At 58.3% G+C, this 15,793-nt stretch carries 15 protein-coding genes; 11 read left to right on the top strand and 4 right to left on the bottom strand.

The window, feature by feature from the left end; translation table 11 throughout:
* Nucleotides 1-22: 22 nt before the first annotated feature.
* Together nudK and HB664_RS19580 are read left to right on the top strand one after the other, a co-directional pair.
* A complete protein-coding gene (nudK, locus tag HB664_RS19585) occupies nucleotides 23-616 on the top strand; it encodes a GDP-mannose pyrophosphatase NudK (protein WP_033146160.1) in 594 nt (197 codons plus the stop codon).
* 101 nt (nucleotides 617-717) lie between these two features.
* A complete protein-coding gene (locus tag HB664_RS19580) occupies nucleotides 718-1,761 on the top strand; it encodes a DUF1176 domain-containing protein (protein ID WP_087823079.1) in 1,044 nt (347 codons plus the stop codon).
* 4 nt (nucleotides 1,762-1,765) lie between these two features.
* Here the strand turns inward: HB664_RS19580 and tkt are convergent, their stop codons facing one another.
* Nucleotides 1,766-3,754: a transketolase gene (tkt, locus tag HB664_RS19575; protein ID WP_219940068.1), complete on the bottom strand. Its 1,989-nt coding sequence runs from the start codon at nucleotides 3,752-3,754 to the stop codon at nucleotides 1,766-1,768.
* Nucleotides 3,755-3,773: 19 nt separating this feature from the next.
* Entirely contained in the window at nucleotides 3,774-4,724 is a 951-nt protein-coding gene (gene tal / locus HB664_RS19570) for a transaldolase (protein ID WP_033146157.1), read from the bottom strand.
* A gap of 289 nt (nucleotides 4,725-5,013) precedes the next feature.
* Between tal and maeB the strand changes: the two genes are divergently transcribed.
* Nucleotides 5,014-7,293, top strand: coding sequence for an NADP-dependent oxaloacetate-decarboxylating malate dehydrogenase (maeB, locus tag HB664_RS19565; protein WP_023308741.1), 2,280 nt, complete (start codon nucleotides 5,014-5,016; stop codon nucleotides 7,291-7,293).
* A gap of 35 nt (nucleotides 7,294-7,328) precedes the next feature.
* On the opposite strand, the gene hemF is transcribed toward maeB, so the two are convergent.
* Both hemF and amiA read right to left on the bottom strand, forming a co-directional pair.
* Nucleotides 7,329-8,228 carry an oxygen-dependent coproporphyrinogen oxidase gene (hemF, locus tag HB664_RS19560; RefSeq protein WP_219940067.1) on the bottom strand — a complete coding sequence of 300 codons (900 nt, stop codon included), beginning with the start codon at nucleotides 8,226-8,228 and terminating at the stop codon, nucleotides 7,329-7,331.
* Nucleotides 8,228-9,103 (bottom strand): N-acetylmuramoyl-L-alanine amidase AmiA, encoded by an 876-nt coding sequence (amiA, locus tag HB664_RS19555; protein WP_023308739.1) that lies wholly within the window; start codon nucleotides 9,101-9,103, stop codon nucleotides 8,228-8,230. Before amiA ends, hemF begins: the two co-directional genes overlap by 1 nt.
* A 212-nt stretch (nucleotides 9,104-9,315) precedes the next feature.
* Here amiA and HB664_RS19550 point away from each other — a divergent pair, with 212 nt between their 5' ends.
* The 8 genes from HB664_RS19550 to cysA all read left to right on the top strand — a co-directional run bounded on the left by HB664_RS19550 (nucleotide 9,316) and on the right by cysA (nucleotide 15,786).
* Nucleotides 9,316-9,741, top strand: a complete 426-nt coding sequence (locus tag HB664_RS19550; protein ID WP_023308738.1) for a GNAT family acetyltransferase — start codon at nucleotides 9,316-9,318, stop codon at nucleotides 9,739-9,741.
* Complete coding sequence (locus HB664_RS19545) at nucleotides 9,728-10,177, top strand: DUF2919 domain-containing protein (RefSeq protein ID WP_039263703.1); 450 nt, start codon at nucleotides 9,728-9,730, stop codon at nucleotides 10,175-10,177. The genes HB664_RS19550 and HB664_RS19545 overlap by 14 nt, the downstream gene beginning before the upstream one ends.
* 63 nt (nucleotides 10,178-10,240) lie before the next feature.
* Nucleotides 10,241-10,816, top strand: a complete 576-nt coding sequence (locus tag HB664_RS19540; RefSeq protein ID WP_219940066.1) for an RpoE-regulated lipoprotein — start codon at nucleotides 10,241-10,243, stop codon at nucleotides 10,814-10,816.
* 92 nt (nucleotides 10,817-10,908) lie between these two features.
* Nucleotides 10,909-11,808: a Dyp-type peroxidase gene (locus tag HB664_RS19535; RefSeq protein WP_181593602.1), complete on the top strand. Its 900-nt coding sequence runs from the start codon at nucleotides 10,909-10,911 to the stop codon at nucleotides 11,806-11,808.
* Nucleotides 11,809-11,980: 172 nt separating this feature from the next.
* The gene (locus HB664_RS19530; protein WP_087823076.1) at nucleotides 11,981-12,994 is read left to right on the top strand and encodes a sulfate ABC transporter substrate-binding protein; all 1,014 of its coding nucleotides are present in this window, start codon (nucleotides 11,981-11,983) and stop codon (nucleotides 12,992-12,994) included.
* The gene (cysT, locus tag HB664_RS19525; RefSeq protein WP_004123378.1) at nucleotides 12,994-13,827 is read left to right on the top strand and encodes a sulfate/thiosulfate ABC transporter permease CysT; all 834 of its coding nucleotides are present in this window, start codon (nucleotides 12,994-12,996) and stop codon (nucleotides 13,825-13,827) included. The genes HB664_RS19530 and cysT overlap by 1 nt, the downstream gene beginning before the upstream one ends.
* A complete protein-coding gene (cysW, locus tag HB664_RS19520) occupies nucleotides 13,827-14,702 on the top strand; it encodes a sulfate/thiosulfate ABC transporter permease CysW (RefSeq protein WP_219940065.1) in 876 nt (291 codons plus the stop codon). The genes cysT and cysW overlap by 1 nt, the downstream gene beginning before the upstream one ends.
* Nucleotides 14,692-15,786 (top strand): sulfate/thiosulfate ABC transporter ATP-binding protein CysA, encoded by a 1,095-nt coding sequence (gene cysA, locus HB664_RS19515; protein ID WP_219940064.1) that lies wholly within the window; start codon nucleotides 14,692-14,694, stop codon nucleotides 15,784-15,786. The genes cysW and cysA overlap by 11 nt, the downstream gene beginning before the upstream one ends.
* Nucleotides 15,787-15,793 lie beyond the last annotated feature (7 nt).

Here is a 15,793-nt window from a genome sequence, read left to right as displayed (position 1 = left end):
CTCATTGTGTTGTGGAGCCCGTATGACCCTGAAAATTGACGTTATCAAAGACAAAATTCTCTCTGAAAACTACTTTGTCCTGCGTAACATCACCTATGATCTTACACGTAACAACGGTGAGGTGATCCGCCACAAGCGCGAGGTCTACGACCGCGGCAACGGGGCAACCATTCTGCTCTATAACCGTGAAAAGCAGAGCGTGGTGCTGATCCGTCAGTTCAGGGTGGCGACATGGGTTAATGGCAACCCTGACGGACGTCTGATTGAAACCTGCGCGGGCCTGCTCGATGATGATGAGCCGGAAGTTTGTATCCGCAAAGAGGCCGTGGAAGAGACCGGCTTCGAAGTGGGCGAGGTCAAAAAGGTCTTCGAGCTGTTTATGTCGCCGGGCGGCGTAACGGAAATTGTGCATTTCTTCATTGCGGAATACAGCGACGCGCAGCGCACTCACCGCGGCGGTGGCGTGGAGGATGAAGATATCGAAGTGCTGGAGCTTCCTTTTGCCCGGGCGGTGGAGATGGTGCGTTCAGGCGAAATCAGGGATGGTAAAGCGGTGATATTACTGCAGTATTTACAGACAACCGGGCTGATGAACACCACTTTCGAACGGATATAGCCTGTTTTTCGGGTATATCTGATAAATCCGATTGAGCAACCCCGGCGGGAACACGAAGATACTGCCCAGTTAAGCGTTTTCGTTCCGGGATTGTGTCATTCATGCGCTACAGCGTCTTTTTGTTTTACCTGTTTTGTGTGCTCCTCGCGCCGCAGGTGCGGGCTGCACCTGCCCAGCAAGCCTTCTCCGACTGGCAGGTAACCTGCAACAACCAGAATTTTTGCCTCGCACGCAACACGGGTGAACACCGTGGTCTGGTCATGACGCTCACCCGTAGCGCCGGCGCGAAAACGGACGCCACGCTGCGTATCGATCTCGGCGGCCTTGATACGCCCTCGGTAAAAGAGCCAGAGATTGCCCCCCGGCTGCTGCTGGATAACGTTCCCCTGAAGCTGGACAAACAGCGCTGGCAGCTCACGCCCTGGCATCTTAAAACGGACGATGCGGCTACCATCACCGCCTTTCTGAAAAACATCCAGGAAGGGAAGGCCCTGACCCTGCGCGACGGTAAGCAGGTTATTTCGCTGAGCGGTCTGAAAGCCGCGCTGCTGTTCATTGATGCGCAGCAAAAGCGCGTCGGCAGTGAAACCGCGTGGATCAAGAAAGGTGACGATCCGCCGTTAAGCGTTCCGCCTGCTCCTGCCCTTAAAAAGGTGGCGGTCGTCAACCCGACCCCGACGCCGCTCTCCCACGCCGAACTGAACGACCTGCTGGACTATGGTACCGGGCGGATGAACGCAAGCCAGTGCTCGCTGGATCCTAACCGTCGGGAAGTGCGCGTCACCGCGTTAACCGATGACAAAGCGCTGCTGATCGTCAGCTGCGAGGCGGGGGCCTATAACACGGTCGATCTGGCGTGGCTGGTATCGCGTAAAAAACCGTTCACCGCGCGCAGCGTCAGGCTGCGTCTGCCGTTTACGCCGTCAGGCGACGGGAGCGAAATGGAGTTGATGAACGCCAGCTTCGATGAAAAGACGCGCGAGCTGACAACGCTCGCGCTGGGGCGCGGTTTGGGCGATTGCGGGATCCAGACGCGCTGGCGTTTTGACGGCCAGCGCTTCCGCCTGGTGCGCTACGCCGAGGAGCCCAGCTGCGACAACTGGAACGGGCCAGATGCCTGGCCCACGCTGTGGATCACGCGGTAAAACACTACAGTACGCTCAGCGCCTTCTCCACCACGTTCTCAACGGTAAAGCCGAAGTACGGGAACAGCTTATCGGCAGGGGCGGACTCGCCGTAGCCCCGCATGCCGACAATCGCCCCTTTGAGCCCGACATATTTGTACCAGTAGTCGGCAATACCGGCTTCCACCGCTACGCGAGCCGCGACGCTGGACGGCAGGACCGATTCCCGGTACGCCTCGTCCTGGGCGTCAAAAATATCCGTTGAGGGCAGGGACACCACGCGCACCGCGTGTCCTTCGGCAGTCAGTTTCTCCGCCGCTTTCACCGTGATTTCCACCTCGGACCCGGTCGCAATCAGGATCACGTCCGGCTTGCCGCCGCTGTCCTTCAGGATGTAGCCGCCGCGGGCGATGTTTTTCACCTGCTCCGGGGTTCGCTCAATCTGCGCCAGGTTCTGGCGTGACAGGATCAGTGCCGTTGGGCCATTGTGGCGTTCTACCGCCAGCTTCCAGCCCACCGCCGCTTCGACCTGATCGCACGGACGCCAGGTGCTGAAGTTGGGCGTCAGGCGCAGGCTCGCCAGCTGTTCAACCGCCTGGTGCGTAGGCCCGTCTTCCCCCAGCCCGATGGAGTCGTGGGTGTAGACCATAATCTGCCGCGCCTTCATTAAGGCCGCCATGCGCGCCGCGTTACGGGCGTACTCGACGAACATCAGGAAGGTGGCGGTGTACGGCACAAACCCGCCGTGATGGGCGATGCCGTTGGCAATCGCGGTCATCCCAAACTCGCGCACGCCGTAGTGGATGTAGTTCCCGGCAATGTCCTCTTTCAGCGATTTCGAGCCCGACCAGATGGTCAGGTTGCTGGGCGCCAGATCCGCCGAGCCGCCGAGCAGTTCGGGCAGAAGAGGGCCGATTGCGTTCAGGGTATTTTGCGACGCCTTGCGGGTGGCGATTTTCGCCGGGTTGGACTGCAGGTTTTCAATCAGCGCCTGGGTTCTATCGTCCCAGTCCTCCGGCAGGCCACCGCTCATGCGGCGGGAAAACTCGGCGGCGAGATCCGGGTGCGCTTTTTTGTAGGCGGCAAACTTCTCGTTCCAGGACTGCTGGGCCTTTTCACCCGTCTCACGGGCATCCCAGGCTCTGTAGATCTCTTTCGGGATCTCAAACGGTGGATGTTTCCACCCCAGCTTTTGCCGGGTCAGCGCGATTTCCTCCTCGCCCAGCGCCGCGCCGTGCGCCTCCTCTTTGCCCGCCTTATTCGGCGAGCCGAAGCCGATGACCGTGCGGCAGATAATCAGGGACGGTTTATCCTTCACGCTCTGCGCTTCCTGAATCGCTTTTTTCACCGCCTCAGGATCGTGACCGTCGATCTCGTGCACCACGTGCCAGTGGTAGGCTTCAAAGCGTTTTGCCGTGTCGTCGGTAAACCAGCCTTCGGTCTCCCCGTCGATGGAGATGCCGTTGTGATCGTAGAAGCCAATCAGCTTGCCGAGCCCCAGCGTGCCCGCCAGGGAGCAGACCTCATGGGAGATCCCCTCCATCAGACAGCCGTCGCCCATAAACACGTAGGTGTAGTGGTCGACAATCTCGTGGTCCGGCTGGTTAAACTGCGCCGCCAGCGTGCGTTCGGCAATCGCCAGCCCAACCGCATTGGCCAGCCCCTGACCGAGCGGCCCGGTGGTGGTCTCCACCCCTGGCGTATAGCCAATCTCAGGGTGCCCCGGCGTTTTGGAGTGCAGCTGGCGGAAGTTTTTCAGCTCCTCAAGCGGCAGATCGTAGCCGGAAAGGTGCAGCAGGCTGTAGAGCAGCATTGAGGCGTGACCGTTGGAGAGAATAAAGCGGTCGCGATCGTACCAGGTGGGATCGTTGGGGTTGTGCTTCAGAAAGTCGTTCCACAGCACTTCGGCAATATCAGCCATGCCCATCGGCGCGCCGGGGTGGCCGGAATTGGCTTTTTGCACGGCATCCATGCTGAGGGCGCGAATGGCATTGGCTAGCTCTTTACGGGACATAGTTCACTCCGTGGCAAGGTTAAAGTTTGGCGGCGAGAAGATCTTCAAGTTTGCGCTGGTCGACGGCGAACTGGCGGATGCCGTCCGCCAGTTTTTCCACGGCCATGGCGTCCTGATTGTGCTCCCAGCGGAACTCCGCTTCGGTCATGGCTTTCGGTTTTGGCAGAACGGTGGAGGTCGGCACCAGCTTGCGGATCACCGTTTCTTCTTTGTCCTGTAGCTCCTGAAGCAGGTTAGGGGAGATGGTCAGACGGTCGCAGCCTGCCAGGGCGAGGATCTGCTCGGTACGGCGGAAGCTGGCCCCCATCACGATGGTTTCGTAGCGGTGCTGTTTGTAGTAGTCGTAGATATTACGGACCGATTTCACGCCCGGATCCTCATCCACCACGTACGGATCCATCGGCTGTTTCGCCTGATACCAGTCGTAGATGCGCCCGACAAACGGCGAGACGAGGAACACGCCCGCTTCAGCGCAGGCGCGCGCCTGGGCAAACGAGAACAGCAGGGTCAGGTTGCAGTGGATACCTTCTTTCTCCAGGACCTCTGCCGCGCGGATGCCTTCCCATGTGGACGCCAGCTTGATCAGAATGCGTGATTTATCAATCCCCTGCTCCTCGTACAGTTCCACCAGGCGACGCGCCTTATTAATGCTCTTTTCTTTATCGAACGAGAGGCGGGCGTCGACTTCGGTCGAGACGCGGCCCGGGATGCTTTTAAGAATTTCCGCACCAAAATTAACCGCCAGCTTGTCGCTGGCTTCGGCGACCTGCTGCTCCTGCGTTTTCCCGCGCTGTTTACCGTAGGCAATGGCGTCATCAATCAGATGGCTAAAATGGGCAAGCCCTGCAGCTTTGAGCAGTAGCGAAGGGTTAGTGGTCGCGTCCTCCGGCTGATAGTGGCGAATCGACTCGATATCGCCGCTGTCTGCAACCACGGTGGTGAATTTTTTGATGCCGTCTAGCTGGTTCATAAATGATTACTCCTTGGAAATAAAAGAGTTAGATGAGTGCGTTAGTTCACACTTCTGGAAAAATCATGATGGACTTAACAAAAAAGCATAGCAGACGGGGGAGGCATTGCTTTTGAGACGGGTAACATGGCTGTTATAAATTGATAACAATTTTTAATGTGTGATGGTGAGAGTTTGGCTGCCTTCAAAGTTTAGGAGGCGGCCTGAGGCGATACTAGGCGGCACACCAGGGTGTGCATCAGGATCGCTTACGTCACCCTTTTGACCGATACGTGAAAGGAAAAATAAGATGGATGAGCAGTTGAAACAGAGTGCCCTCGATTTTCACGAGTTCCCTGTCCCGGGCAAAATCCAGGTCTCCCCAACCAAGCCGCTGGCAACCCAGCGCGATCTGGCGCTGGCCTATTCGCCGGGCGTCGCAGCCCCGTGTCTGGAAATCGAAAAAGACCCGCTGGCGGCCTACAAATACACCGCGCGCGGCAACCTTGTCGCCGTGATCTCTAACGGCACGGCGGTGCTGGGGCTGGGCAACATTGGCGCGCTGGCCGGTAAGCCGGTGATGGAAGGGAAGGGGGTGCTGTTCAAGAAATTCGCCGGTATCGACGTGTTCGATATCGAGGTGGACGAACTCGATCCTGACAAATTCATCAACGTGGTGGCCGCGCTGGAGCCGACCTTCGGCGGGATTAACCTGGAAGACATCAAAGCGCCGGAATGTTTCTATATCGAGCAGAAGCTGCGCGAGCGTATGAACATTCCCGTGTTCCATGATGACCAGCACGGAACCGCGATTATCAGCACCGCCGCGATCCTCAACGGCCTGCGCGTGGTAGAGAAAAATCTCTCCGACGTGCGCATGGTGGTCTCTGGCGCAGGCGCCGCGGCCATCGCCTGTATGAACCTGCTGGTGGCGCTGGGTATGCAGAAACACAACATTGTGGTCTGCGACTCCAAAGGCGTTATCTATAAAGACCGCGAGCCGAACATGGCTGAAACCAAAGCGGCGTACGCGGTCGACGACGACGGTAAACGCACCCTGGACGACGTGATTGACGGCGCGGATATCTTCCTCGGCTGCTCCGGTCCGAAAGTGTTGACCCAGGAGATGGTGAAGAAGATGGCGCGTGCGCCAATGATCCTGGCCCTGGCGAACCCTGAGCCGGAAATCCTGCCGCCGCTGGCGAAAGCGGTGCGTGAAGACGCCATTATCTGTACCGGCCGTTCGGACTACCCGAACCAGGTCAACAACGTGCTCTGCTTCCCGTTCATCTTCCGCGGCGCGCTGGACGTCGGCGCAACGGCGATCAACGAAGAGATGAAGCTTGCCGCCGTTCACGCCATCGCGGAGCTGGCCCACGCCGAGCAGAGCGAAGTGGTTGCGTCCGCGTACGGCGATCAGGATCTGAGCTTTGGTCCGGACTACATCATTCCAAAACCGTTCGACCCGCGTCTGATTGTTAAGATTGCCCCAGCGGTGGCCAAAGCGGCGATGGACTCCGGCGTGGCGACGCGTCCGATTCACGATTTCGACGCTTACGTCGATAAGCTCACCGAGTTTGTCTATAAAACGAACCTGTTCATGAAGCCGATCTTCTCTCAGGCCCGCGCCGACGCGAAGCGCGTGGTGCTGGCGGAAGGGGAAGAGGCGCGCGTGCTGCACGCCACCCAGGAGCTGATCACCTTAGGCCTGGCGAAGCCGATCCTGATTGGTCGTCCGAGCGTGATTGAAATGCGTATCCAGAAGCTGGGCCTGCAGATTAAGCCGGGCGTCGACTTCGAGATCGTTAACAACGAATCCGATCCGCGCTTCAAAGAGTACTGGAGCGAATACTACGCGATCATGAAGCGCCGGGGGATCACCCAGGAGCAGGCACAGAAAGCGGTGATCAGCAACACGACGGTGATCGGCGCGATCATGGTGCATCGCGGCGAGGCGGACGCGCTGATCTGCGGCACCATCGGCGACTACCACGAGCACTTTAGCGTGGTGCAGGAGATCTTCGGCTATCGCGACGGCGTCCATACCGCCGGGGCGATGAACGCGCTGCTGCTGCCGAGCGGTAACACCTTTATTGCGGACACCTACGTTAACGACGATCCGACCCCGGACGAGCTGGCGGAAATCACGGTGATGGCCGCCGAGACCGTGCGTCGCTTTGGTATTGAGCCGAAGGTGGCGCTGCTGTCGCACTCTAACTTTGGTTCGTCTAAATCCGCGGCGGCCTGCAAAATGCGTCAGACGCTGGAGCTGGTGCGCGAGCGTGCGCCGGAGCTGATGATTGACGGGGAAATGCACGGCGATGCCGCGCTGGTGGAAAGCATCCGTAACGAACGTATGCCGGACAGCCCGCTGAAGGGATCGGCCAACATTCTGATTATGCCGAACGTGGAAGCGGCGCGTATCAGCTATAACCTGCTGCGCGTCTCCAGCTCTGAAGGGGTGACCGTAGGACCGGTACTGATGGGCGTGGCGAAACCGGTGCACGTGTTAACGCCGATTGCCTCTGTGCGTCGTATCGTGAATATGGTGGCGCTGGCGGTGGTTGAGGCGCAGACGCAGCCGCTGTAATTTTTACCCTCTCCCAAAGGGAGAGGGCATAAGGGCTACACCCAGTCCCGAACCTGAATAAACTCACGCAAGGCAGCCTCCGGGCTGCCTTCTTTTGGTTCGTAGCAGTACTCCCAGCGCACCAGCGGCGGCATCGACATCAGAATCGACTCCGTGCGCCCCCCGGTCTGCAGACCGAACAGCGTCCCGCGATCCCACACCAGGTTGAACTCCACGTAGCGCCCGCGGCGGTAAAGCTGGAACTCTCGCTCGCGCACGCCGTAGTCGGTATTTTTACGGCGCTCGACGATGGGCAGATAGGCGTCGGTATAGCCTTCGCCTACCGCGCGCATAAAGCTGAACGCGGTATCAAAATCAGGCGTGTTGAGATCGTCAAAGAACAGCCCGCCGATGCCGCGCTGCTCGTCGCGGTGCTTCAGGTAAAAGTAGTCGTCGCACCACTTTTTAAATTTCGGGTAGACGTCTTCGCCAAACGGCAGGCAAAGATCCCGCGCGGTGGTGTGCCAGTGCACGGCATCTTCTTCGAAGCCGTAGTAGGGCGTTAAATCGAAACCGCCGCCGAACCACCAGACCGGGTCGGCGCCTGGTTTTTCCGCAATGAAAAAGCGCACGTTGGCGTGGCTCGTCGGCACGAACGGGTTGTGCGGGTGCACTACCAGCGAAACGCCCATCGCCTCGAAGCTACGGCCCGCGAGTTCAGGACGATGCGCCGTCGCAGATGCTGGCATGGAGTCGCCGTGAACGTGGGAAAAATTCACGCCTGCCTGTTCGAAGATGCCGCCGTTTCGCAGCACGCGGCTGCGCCCGCCGCCTCCGGCCTCGCGCTGCCAGTTATCTTCCTGAAATTCACCGCCGTCTGCGGCAGCCAGTTTCTGGCAGATCTCATCCTGCAGCTGCAGCAGGAAGGTTTTGACCAGTTGAGCATCGGGTTTCATCAACGTTTCCTGGAGTGCGCTTTTTGGTTATCGAACCAGTTGAAGTAACTGATAATGCCGGAGGCGATAGCGTTGGCGATCTTCTGACGAAACGCCGTGGTGCCGAGGAGCCGCTCTTCTTCCGGGTTGGTAATAAAGGACGTTTCCACCAGCACGGACGGGATGGACGGCGACTTCAGCACCACGAATGCCGCCTGCTCGGTGCCTTTACTGTGCAGACGATGCACTGGCTTAATCTTCTTCAGAATATGCGAGCCGAGCGTCAGGCTGTTTTTAATCGTATCCGTCTGCACGAGGTCGAACAGCACCTGCTGTAGCAGATGATCTTTGTCGGTGGCTTTTTTCCCGGCGACTTCATCCGCCCGGTTTTCGCGGTCGGAGAGGTATTTTGCCATGGCGCTACTGGCGCCACGGTTAGAGAGTGCAAACACCGAGGCGCCGGCCGCAGAAGGGTTGGTAAAGCCGTCGGCGTGAATCGACATAAACAGATCCGCACCGTGCTGGTGGGCGATCTCAACGCGGTCATACAGCGGAATAAAGGTGTCGCCAGAGCGCGTCAGACGGGCGTCAATGCCGTTGCTGCGTAAAATTGCGCGCACATTTTTTGCAATTGCCAGCACGACGTGTTTTTCTTTTGACCCGTTTTTGCCGATGGCGCCGGTATCAATACCGCCGTGGCCCGGGTCGAGCATTACCAGACGCTTCGCGCCCGGCTTTTTGGTTTTCGGTTTGCTGTGTCCGTTACTGGTTTTGAGCGTGCTCTCGTCTTTCGCCTGAGCCTGCTTTGCGATGCCCGTTAACGTTAAGGCCGCCAGCCCCGCTTTGAGAACCTGACGACGCGATGTGAGTGCTTTTAATGGTTTGAATGTGCTCATGCGGCCTGAATACTAAAAAATGGGGTCCTGGTGTTATATCGTATCGTGTTTCCCGTTACGACAGTCCATGTTGAGAATTGTTTTACTTTTCATTTCAATACGTGACAAAGTGACATTATGCCAAATTTTGGCGAGATTTTCCCCGGTTATTGGCGAAAGGCGAGCTTCGCGCCATAATCACTGTTTTTAAACCCGAAAAGGCGGTTAATACCATGGAGATACGCGTTTTTCGCCAGGAAGATTTCGAAGAGGTGATCACCCTTTGGGAGCGCTGCGATCTGCTGCGTCCGTGGAACGATCCGGAAATGGATATCGAACGTAAGGTGAATCACGACGTCAGTCTGTTTCTGGTCGCGGAAGTCAACGGCGAGGTTGTGGGGACTGTCATGGGCGGTTATGACGGCCACCGCGGCTCGGCCTATTATCTGGGCGTCCACCCGGAATACCGTGGCCGCGGCATCGCCAATGCGCTGCTGAACCGGCTCGAGAAGAAGCTGATCGCCCGCGGCTGCCCGAAAATCCAGATCATGGTGCGGGAAGATAACGACGTGGTGCTCGGCATGTATGAGCGTCTGGGCTATGAGCATTCCGACGTGCTGAGTTTAGGAAAGCGTCTGATCGAAGATGAAGAGTACTGAGATCCATCCGGCAGACTATGACGCGCAGGGCCGCGTCAGGCTGCCCTTTTTATTCTGGTGCGTTCTGCTGCTCCAGGCCCGAACCTGGGTGCTGTTTGTGATGGCCGCCGCGTCGCGCGGGCAGGGTGACACGCTGCTGAATCTCTTTTATCCCGATCACGACGCCTTCTGGCTCGGCTTGCTGCCGGGCGTACCGGCGGTGGTCGCTTTTTTGTGCAGCGGACGACGGCATGCGATCCCACGTTTCTGGCGCGCGCTTCGCTGGCTGCTGATCCTCGCCCAGGTTGCGCTGCTCTTCTGGCAGCCGGTACTCTGGTGGTACGGTGAGCCGCTGACGGGCACCGGCGTTGCGCTGGTGGTTGCCGATATTGTGGCGCTGCTGTGGCTGCTGACCAATCCGCGTCTTCGCGCCTGTTTTGCGCATCAGGATGATTAATCCGGCACTTTTTGCCGATGTCGCACTCCAACAAGCGTTGATTTAACAAGAAAGGACGTTTCAATGAAATCGCTGCGTTTACTTTTATGCGCTCTCCCGCTGGCGTTGACCGGCTGTTCGACGCTCTCCTCCATTAACTGGTCCGCCGCGTATCCGTGGAACTGGTTTGGCTCATCAACGGAAGTCACCGAGCAGGGCGTGGGGAAAATTACCGCCGCGACGGCGCTGGATCAGGACGCTATTCAGGATGCGCTCAGCGGCGATTACCGCCTGCGTAGCGGCATGAAAACGGAGAATGGCAATATTGTTCGCTATTACGAAGCGCTGAAGGGCGACAAGCTGGCGCTGGTGATTAACGGTGACAAAGGCACCGTAAACCGTATCGCTGTGATGGATGAAGATATTCCGTCGGCGAGCGGTGTGAAGGTGGGTACGCCGTTTAGCGACCTTTATAAGCAGGCCTTTGGCAACTGCACCAGCCTGCCGTCTGACGACAAGGTCGCGGTGGAATGTAAGGCTGAAGGCAGCCAGCACATCAGCTATGTCTTCACCGGAACCTGGAGCGGCCCGGAAGGTCTGATGCCGTCTGACGACACGCTTAAGAGCTGGAAAGTGAGCAAAATACTCTGGAAGCAGTAATTTGCGCCTGAACAAACCGCCTCGCTGAAATCCGGGTATAATAGCCGCCATCAATGCCACGCTGACGTGGCATCTTTATTTCAGGAGGAGCGATGTCTCAGGTTCAGAGTGGCATTTTGCCAGAACATTGCCGCGCGGCGATTTGGATTGAAGCCAATGTTAAAGGGGACGTGGATGCCCTGCGTGCGGCCAGTAAAGCGTTTGTTGATAAGCTGGCCACCTTCCAGGCCAAATTCCCTGAAGCCCACCTCGGCGCGGTTGTTGCCTTTGGCAATAACGTCTGGCGTCAGCTGAGCGGTGGCGAAGGGGCGGAAGAGCTGAAAGACTTCATCCCTTACGGCAAAGGTCTGGCTCCGGCAACCCAGTACGACGTGCTGATCCACATTCTCTCCCTGCGTCACGACGTGAACTTCTCCGTTGCCCAGGCGGCAGTAGCGGCCTTTGGCGACAGCATTGAGGTGCAGGAAGAGGTTCACGGCTTCCGCTGGGTGGAAGAGCGCGATCTGAGCGGCTTCGTCGACGGCACCGAAAACCCGGCGGGTGAAGAGACGCGTCGTGAAGTCGCGGTAATCAAAGACGGCGTGGACGCGGGCGGCAGCTACGTGTTCGTGCAGCGCTGGGAGCACAATCTCAAGCAGCTTAACCGCATGAGCGTGCACGATCAGGAGATGATGATTGGCCGCACTAAAGAAGCCAACGAAGAGATCGACGGCGACGACCGTCCTGTAACCTCTCACCTGTCCCGCGTTGACCTCAAAGAAGACGGCAAAGGGCTGAAGATTGTTCGCCAGAGCCTGCCGTACGGTACCGCAAGCGGCACGCACGGCCTCTACTTCTGCGCCTACTGCGCGCGCCTGTATAACATTGAGCAGCAGCTGCTGAGCATGTTTGGCGATACCGACGGCAAGCGCGACGCCATGCTGCGCTTCACCAAACCGGTAACCGGCGGCTACTACTTTGCGCCGTCCGTTGAGCGTCTGCTGGCGCTGTAATGGCCTTTCTCCCTCTCCCTGTGGGAGAGGGCCGGGGTGAGGGCATCAGGCCTCACCCTTATTCCCTTTTCTGCTTCTAAATCACCAAACGGTATATAAAACCGTTACTCCTTTCATCCCCGTTATAAATATTATGACTATAAGATAGTCATCACATTTATAAGGGTGCGCAATGGCCGTTACTGTACTGAAAAAAGGAACTCTGGCGCTGGCAGGTTTACTGCTGGTGGCACAGGCGCAGGCGACTGAACTGTTAAACAGTTCGTATGATGTCTCCCGCGAGCTGTTTGCCGCCCTTAATCCACCGTTTGAACAGCAGTGGGCGAAAGACAATAACGGCGACAAGCTGACCATCAAGCAGTCCCACGCCGGGTCGTCCAAGCAGGCGCTGGCGATTTTGCAGGGCCTGAAAGCGGATGTGGTGACCTACAACCAGGTGACTGACGTGCAGATCCTGCACGACAAAGGCAAGCTGATCCCGGCAGACTGGCAGAGCCGACTGCCGAACAATAGCTCCCCGTTCTATTCCACCATGGGCTTCCTGGTGCGTAAGGGCAACCCGAAGAATATCCACGACTGGAGCGACCTGGTGCGTTCCGACGTGAAGCTGATTTTCCCGAATCCAAAAACTTCCGGTAACGCGCGTTATACCTATTTAGCTGCGTGGGGCGCGGCGGACAAGGCTGACGGTAACGATAAAGCCAAAACTGAGCAGTTCATGACCCAGTTCCTGAAAAACGTCGAAGTGTTTGATACCGGCGGCCGCGGGGCGACAACGACCTTCGCGGAACGCGGTCTCGGCGATGTTCTGATCAGCTTTGAATCGGAAGTGAATAACATCCGCAAACAGTACGAAGCGCAGGGCTTCGAGGTCGTTATCCCGAAAACCAACATCCTGGCCGAGTTCCCGGTGGCGTGGGTGGATAAAAACGTGCAGGCAAACGGTACCGAGAAAGCGGCAAAAGCCTATCTCAACTACCTGTACAGCCCGCAGGCGCAGACCATCATTACCGATTACTACTACCGCGTGAACAACCCGGACGTGATGAACAAGCTGAAAGATAAGTTCCCGCAGACCGATTTGTTCCGCGTGGAAGATCGTTTCGGCTCCTGGCCTGATGTGATGAAAACGCATTTTGCCAGCGGCGGTGAGTTAGACAAACTGCTGGCGGCGGGGCATAAGTAATGTTTGCAGTTTCGACAAAACGCGTGCTGCCGGGCTTTACCTTAAGCCTCGGGACCAGCCTGCTGTTCGTCTGCCTGATCCTGCTGTTGCCGCTCAGCGCGCTGGTGATGCAGCTTGCTCAGATGAGCTGGGCGCAGTACTGGGACGTGGTCACCAACCCGCAGGTGGTGGCGGCCTATAAGGTGACGCTGCTGTCGGCGTTTGTCGCCTCCATTTTTAACGGCGTGTTTGGCCTGCTGATGGCGTGGATCTTAACCCGCTATCGCTTCCCGGGCCGCACGCTGCTTGACGCCCTGATGGATCTGCCGTTTGCGCTGCCGACGGCGGTGGCGGGCTTAACCCTCGCGTCGCTCTTCTCCGTGAACGGGCTGTACGGCGAGTGGCTGGCGAAATTCGACATCAAAGTAACCTACACCTGGCTCGGTATCGCGGTGGCGATGGCTTTTACCAGCATCCCGTTTGTGGTCCGTACCGTGCAGCCGGTGCTGGAAGAGTTGGGTCCGGAATACGAAGAAGCGGCGGAAACGCTGGGCGCCACGCGCTGGCAGAGCTTCCGCAAGGTGGTTCTGCCGGAGCTCTCTCCGGCGCTGATGGCGGGCGTCGCGCTGTCGTTTACCCGCAGCCTCGGTGAGTTCGGCGCGGTGATTTTTATCGCCGGGAACATCGCCTGGAAAACAGAAGTCACCTCGCTGATGATTTTCATCCGTTTGCAGGAGTTTGATTATCCGGCGGCGAGCGCGATTGCCTCGGTGATCCTGGCGGCCTCGCTGCTGCTGCTGTACTCGATTAACACTCTGCAAAGTCGCTTTGGTCGACGTGTGGTAGGTCACTGATGGCGGAAGTTACGCAATTGAAGCGATACGATGCACCCCGCATTAACTGGGGTAAATGGTTTCTGATTGGGGCGGGCGTGCTGGTTTCCGCCCTCATTCTCGTCGTGCCGACGGTTTATATCTTCGTTCAGGCATTCAGCAAGGGCCTGATGCCCGCGCTGGAAAACCTGGCGAACCCGGATATGCTGCATGCCATCTGGCTGACCATGCTGATTGCGCTGATCACCGTGCCGGTGAACCTCGTGTTCGGGACCCTGCTGGCCTGGCTGGTAACCCGCTTTAACTTCCCGGGACGTCAGCTGCTGCTGACCCTGCTGGACATTCCTTTCGCCGTATCGCCGGTGGTGGCGGGTCTGGTGTACCTGCTCTTTTACGGCTCCAACGGCCCGTTGGGCGGCTGGCTGGATGAGCATAACCTGCAGATCATGTTTGCCTGGCCGGGCATGGTGCTGGTCACCATCTTCGTGACCTGTCCGTTTGTGGTGCGTGAGCTGGTGCCGGTGATGTTAAGCCAGGGGAGCAACGAAGACGAAGCGGCGGTGCTGCTGGGCGCGTCTGGCTGGCAGATGTTCCGTCGCGTGACGCTGCCAAATATCCGCTGGGCGCTGCTTTACGGCGTGGTGCTGACCAACGCCCGCGCGATTGGTGAGTTCGGTGCCGTTTCCGTCGTCTCCGGCTCCATCCGGGGTGAAACCCTGTCGCTGCCGCTCCAGATTGAGCTGCTGCAGCAGGACTACAACACCATCGGCTCGTTTACTGCCGCAGCGTTGCTGACGCTGATGGCCATCTTGACCCTGTTTTTGAAGAGTGTGGTGCAGTGGCGTTTAGAAAATCAGGAAAAACGTCAGCATCAGGAGGGAAATCATGAGCATTGAGATTGCCAATATTAAGAAGTCTTTTGGTCGCACCCAGGTGCTGAATGATATTTCGCTGGATATCCCTTCCGGACAAATGGTGGCGCTGCTGGGGCCGTCCGGCTCGGGCAAAACCACGCTGCTGCGTATTATCGCCGGGCTTGAGCATCAGACCAGCGGGCACATCCGCTTTCACGGCACCGACGTGAGCCGCCTGCACGCCCGCGATCGTAAAGTAGGTTTTGTGTTCCAGCACTACGCGCTGTTCCGCCACATGACCGTGTTCGACAACATCGCGTTTGGCCTGACCGTGCTGCCGCGTCGCGAACGTCCGGATGCGGCAACCATTAAGGCGAAAGTGACCAAACTGCTGGAGATGGTGCAGCTGGCTCACCTGGCGGATCGTTTCCCGGCCCAGCTGTCCGGCGGGCAGAAACAGCGCGTGGCGCTGGCGCGCGCGCTGGCCGTTGAGCCGCAAATTCTGCTGCTGGATGAACCCTTCGGCGCGCTGGATGCGCAGGTGCGTAAAGAGCTGCGCCGCTGGCTGCGTCAGCTCCATGAAGAGCTGAAATTCACCAGCGTCTTCGTGACCCACGATCAGGAAGAGGCGATGGAAGTTGCGGATCGCGTGGTGGTCATGAGCCAGGGCAACATTGAGCAGGTTGACGAGCCGGAGCAGCTCTGGCGTGAACCGGCGACCCGCTTCGTGCTGGAGTTTATGGGCGAGGTAAACCGTCTGCAGGGCACTATTCGCGGCGGACAGTTCCACGTTGGCGCGCATCGCTGGCCGCTGGGCTATACCTCCGCGCATCAGGGGTCGGTCGATCTGTTCCTGCGTCCGTGGGAAGTGGACGTGAGCCGCCGAACCAGCCTGGATTCACCGCTGCCGGTGCAGGTGCTGGAAGCTAGCCCTAAAGGTCACTACACCCAATTAGTGGTACAGCCGCTGGGCTGGTATACCGAGCCGCTGACCGTGGTCATGCGCGACGACGTGCCGCCGCACCGGGGTGAGCGCCTGTTTGTTGGGTTGCAGCACGCCCGTATTTATCACGGGAAGGAGCGCATCGAGACGCGCGAGGATATTGCTCTGGCGGAGTCAGCCTGATAGGTTA

This window comes from Enterobacter sp. DNB-S2, assembly GCF_019443845.1.
GTDB lineage: Bacteria > Pseudomonadota > Gammaproteobacteria > Enterobacterales > Enterobacteriaceae > Enterobacter > Enterobacter asburiae_B.
This window is presented reverse-complemented; position numbering and strand designations above follow the sequence as displayed.

Coding starts and splice junctions, on each gene's coding strand:
- HB664_RS19530 (WP_087823076.1), top strand. CDS start 11,981: ATGGCCGTTACTGTACTGAAAAAAGGAACTCTGGCGCTGGCAGGTTTA.
- maeB (WP_023308741.1), top strand. CDS start 5,014: ATGGATGAGCAGTTGAAACAGAGTGCCCTCGATTTTCACGAGTTCCCT.
- HB664_RS19535 (WP_181593602.1), top strand. CDS start 10,909: ATGTCTCAGGTTCAGAGTGGCATTTTGCCAGAACATTGCCGCGCGGCG.
- HB664_RS19545 (WP_039263703.1), top strand. CDS start 9,728: ATGAAGAGTACTGAGATCCATCCGGCAGACTATGACGCGCAGGGCCGC.
- HB664_RS19550 (WP_023308738.1), top strand. CDS start 9,316: ATGGAGATACGCGTTTTTCGCCAGGAAGATTTCGAAGAGGTGATCACC.
- hemF (WP_219940067.1), bottom strand. CDS start 8,228: ATGAAACCCGATGCTCAACTGGTCAAAACCTTCCTGCTGCAGCTGCAG.
- HB664_RS19540 (WP_219940066.1), top strand. CDS start 10,241: ATGAAATCGCTGCGTTTACTTTTATGCGCTCTCCCGCTGGCGTTGACC.
- HB664_RS19580 (WP_087823079.1), top strand. CDS start 718: ATGCGCTACAGCGTCTTTTTGTTTTACCTGTTTTGTGTGCTCCTCGCG.
- amiA (WP_023308739.1), bottom strand. CDS start 9,103: ATGAGCACATTCAAACCATTAAAAGCACTCACATCGCGTCGTCAGGTT.
- nudK (WP_033146160.1), top strand. CDS start 23: ATGACCCTGAAAATTGACGTTATCAAAGACAAAATTCTCTCTGAAAAC.
- cysW (WP_219940065.1), top strand. CDS start 13,827: ATGGCGGAAGTTACGCAATTGAAGCGATACGATGCACCCCGCATTAAC.
- cysA (WP_219940064.1), top strand. CDS start 14,692: ATGAGCATTGAGATTGCCAATATTAAGAAGTCTTTTGGTCGCACCCAG.
- cysT (WP_004123378.1), top strand. CDS start 12,994: ATGTTTGCAGTTTCGACAAAACGCGTGCTGCCGGGCTTTACCTTAAGC.
- tkt (WP_219940068.1), bottom strand. CDS start 3,754: ATGTCCCGTAAAGAGCTAGCCAATGCCATTCGCGCCCTCAGCATGGAT.
- tal (WP_033146157.1), bottom strand. CDS start 4,724: ATGAACCAGCTAGACGGCATCAAAAAATTCACCACCGTGGTTGCAGAC.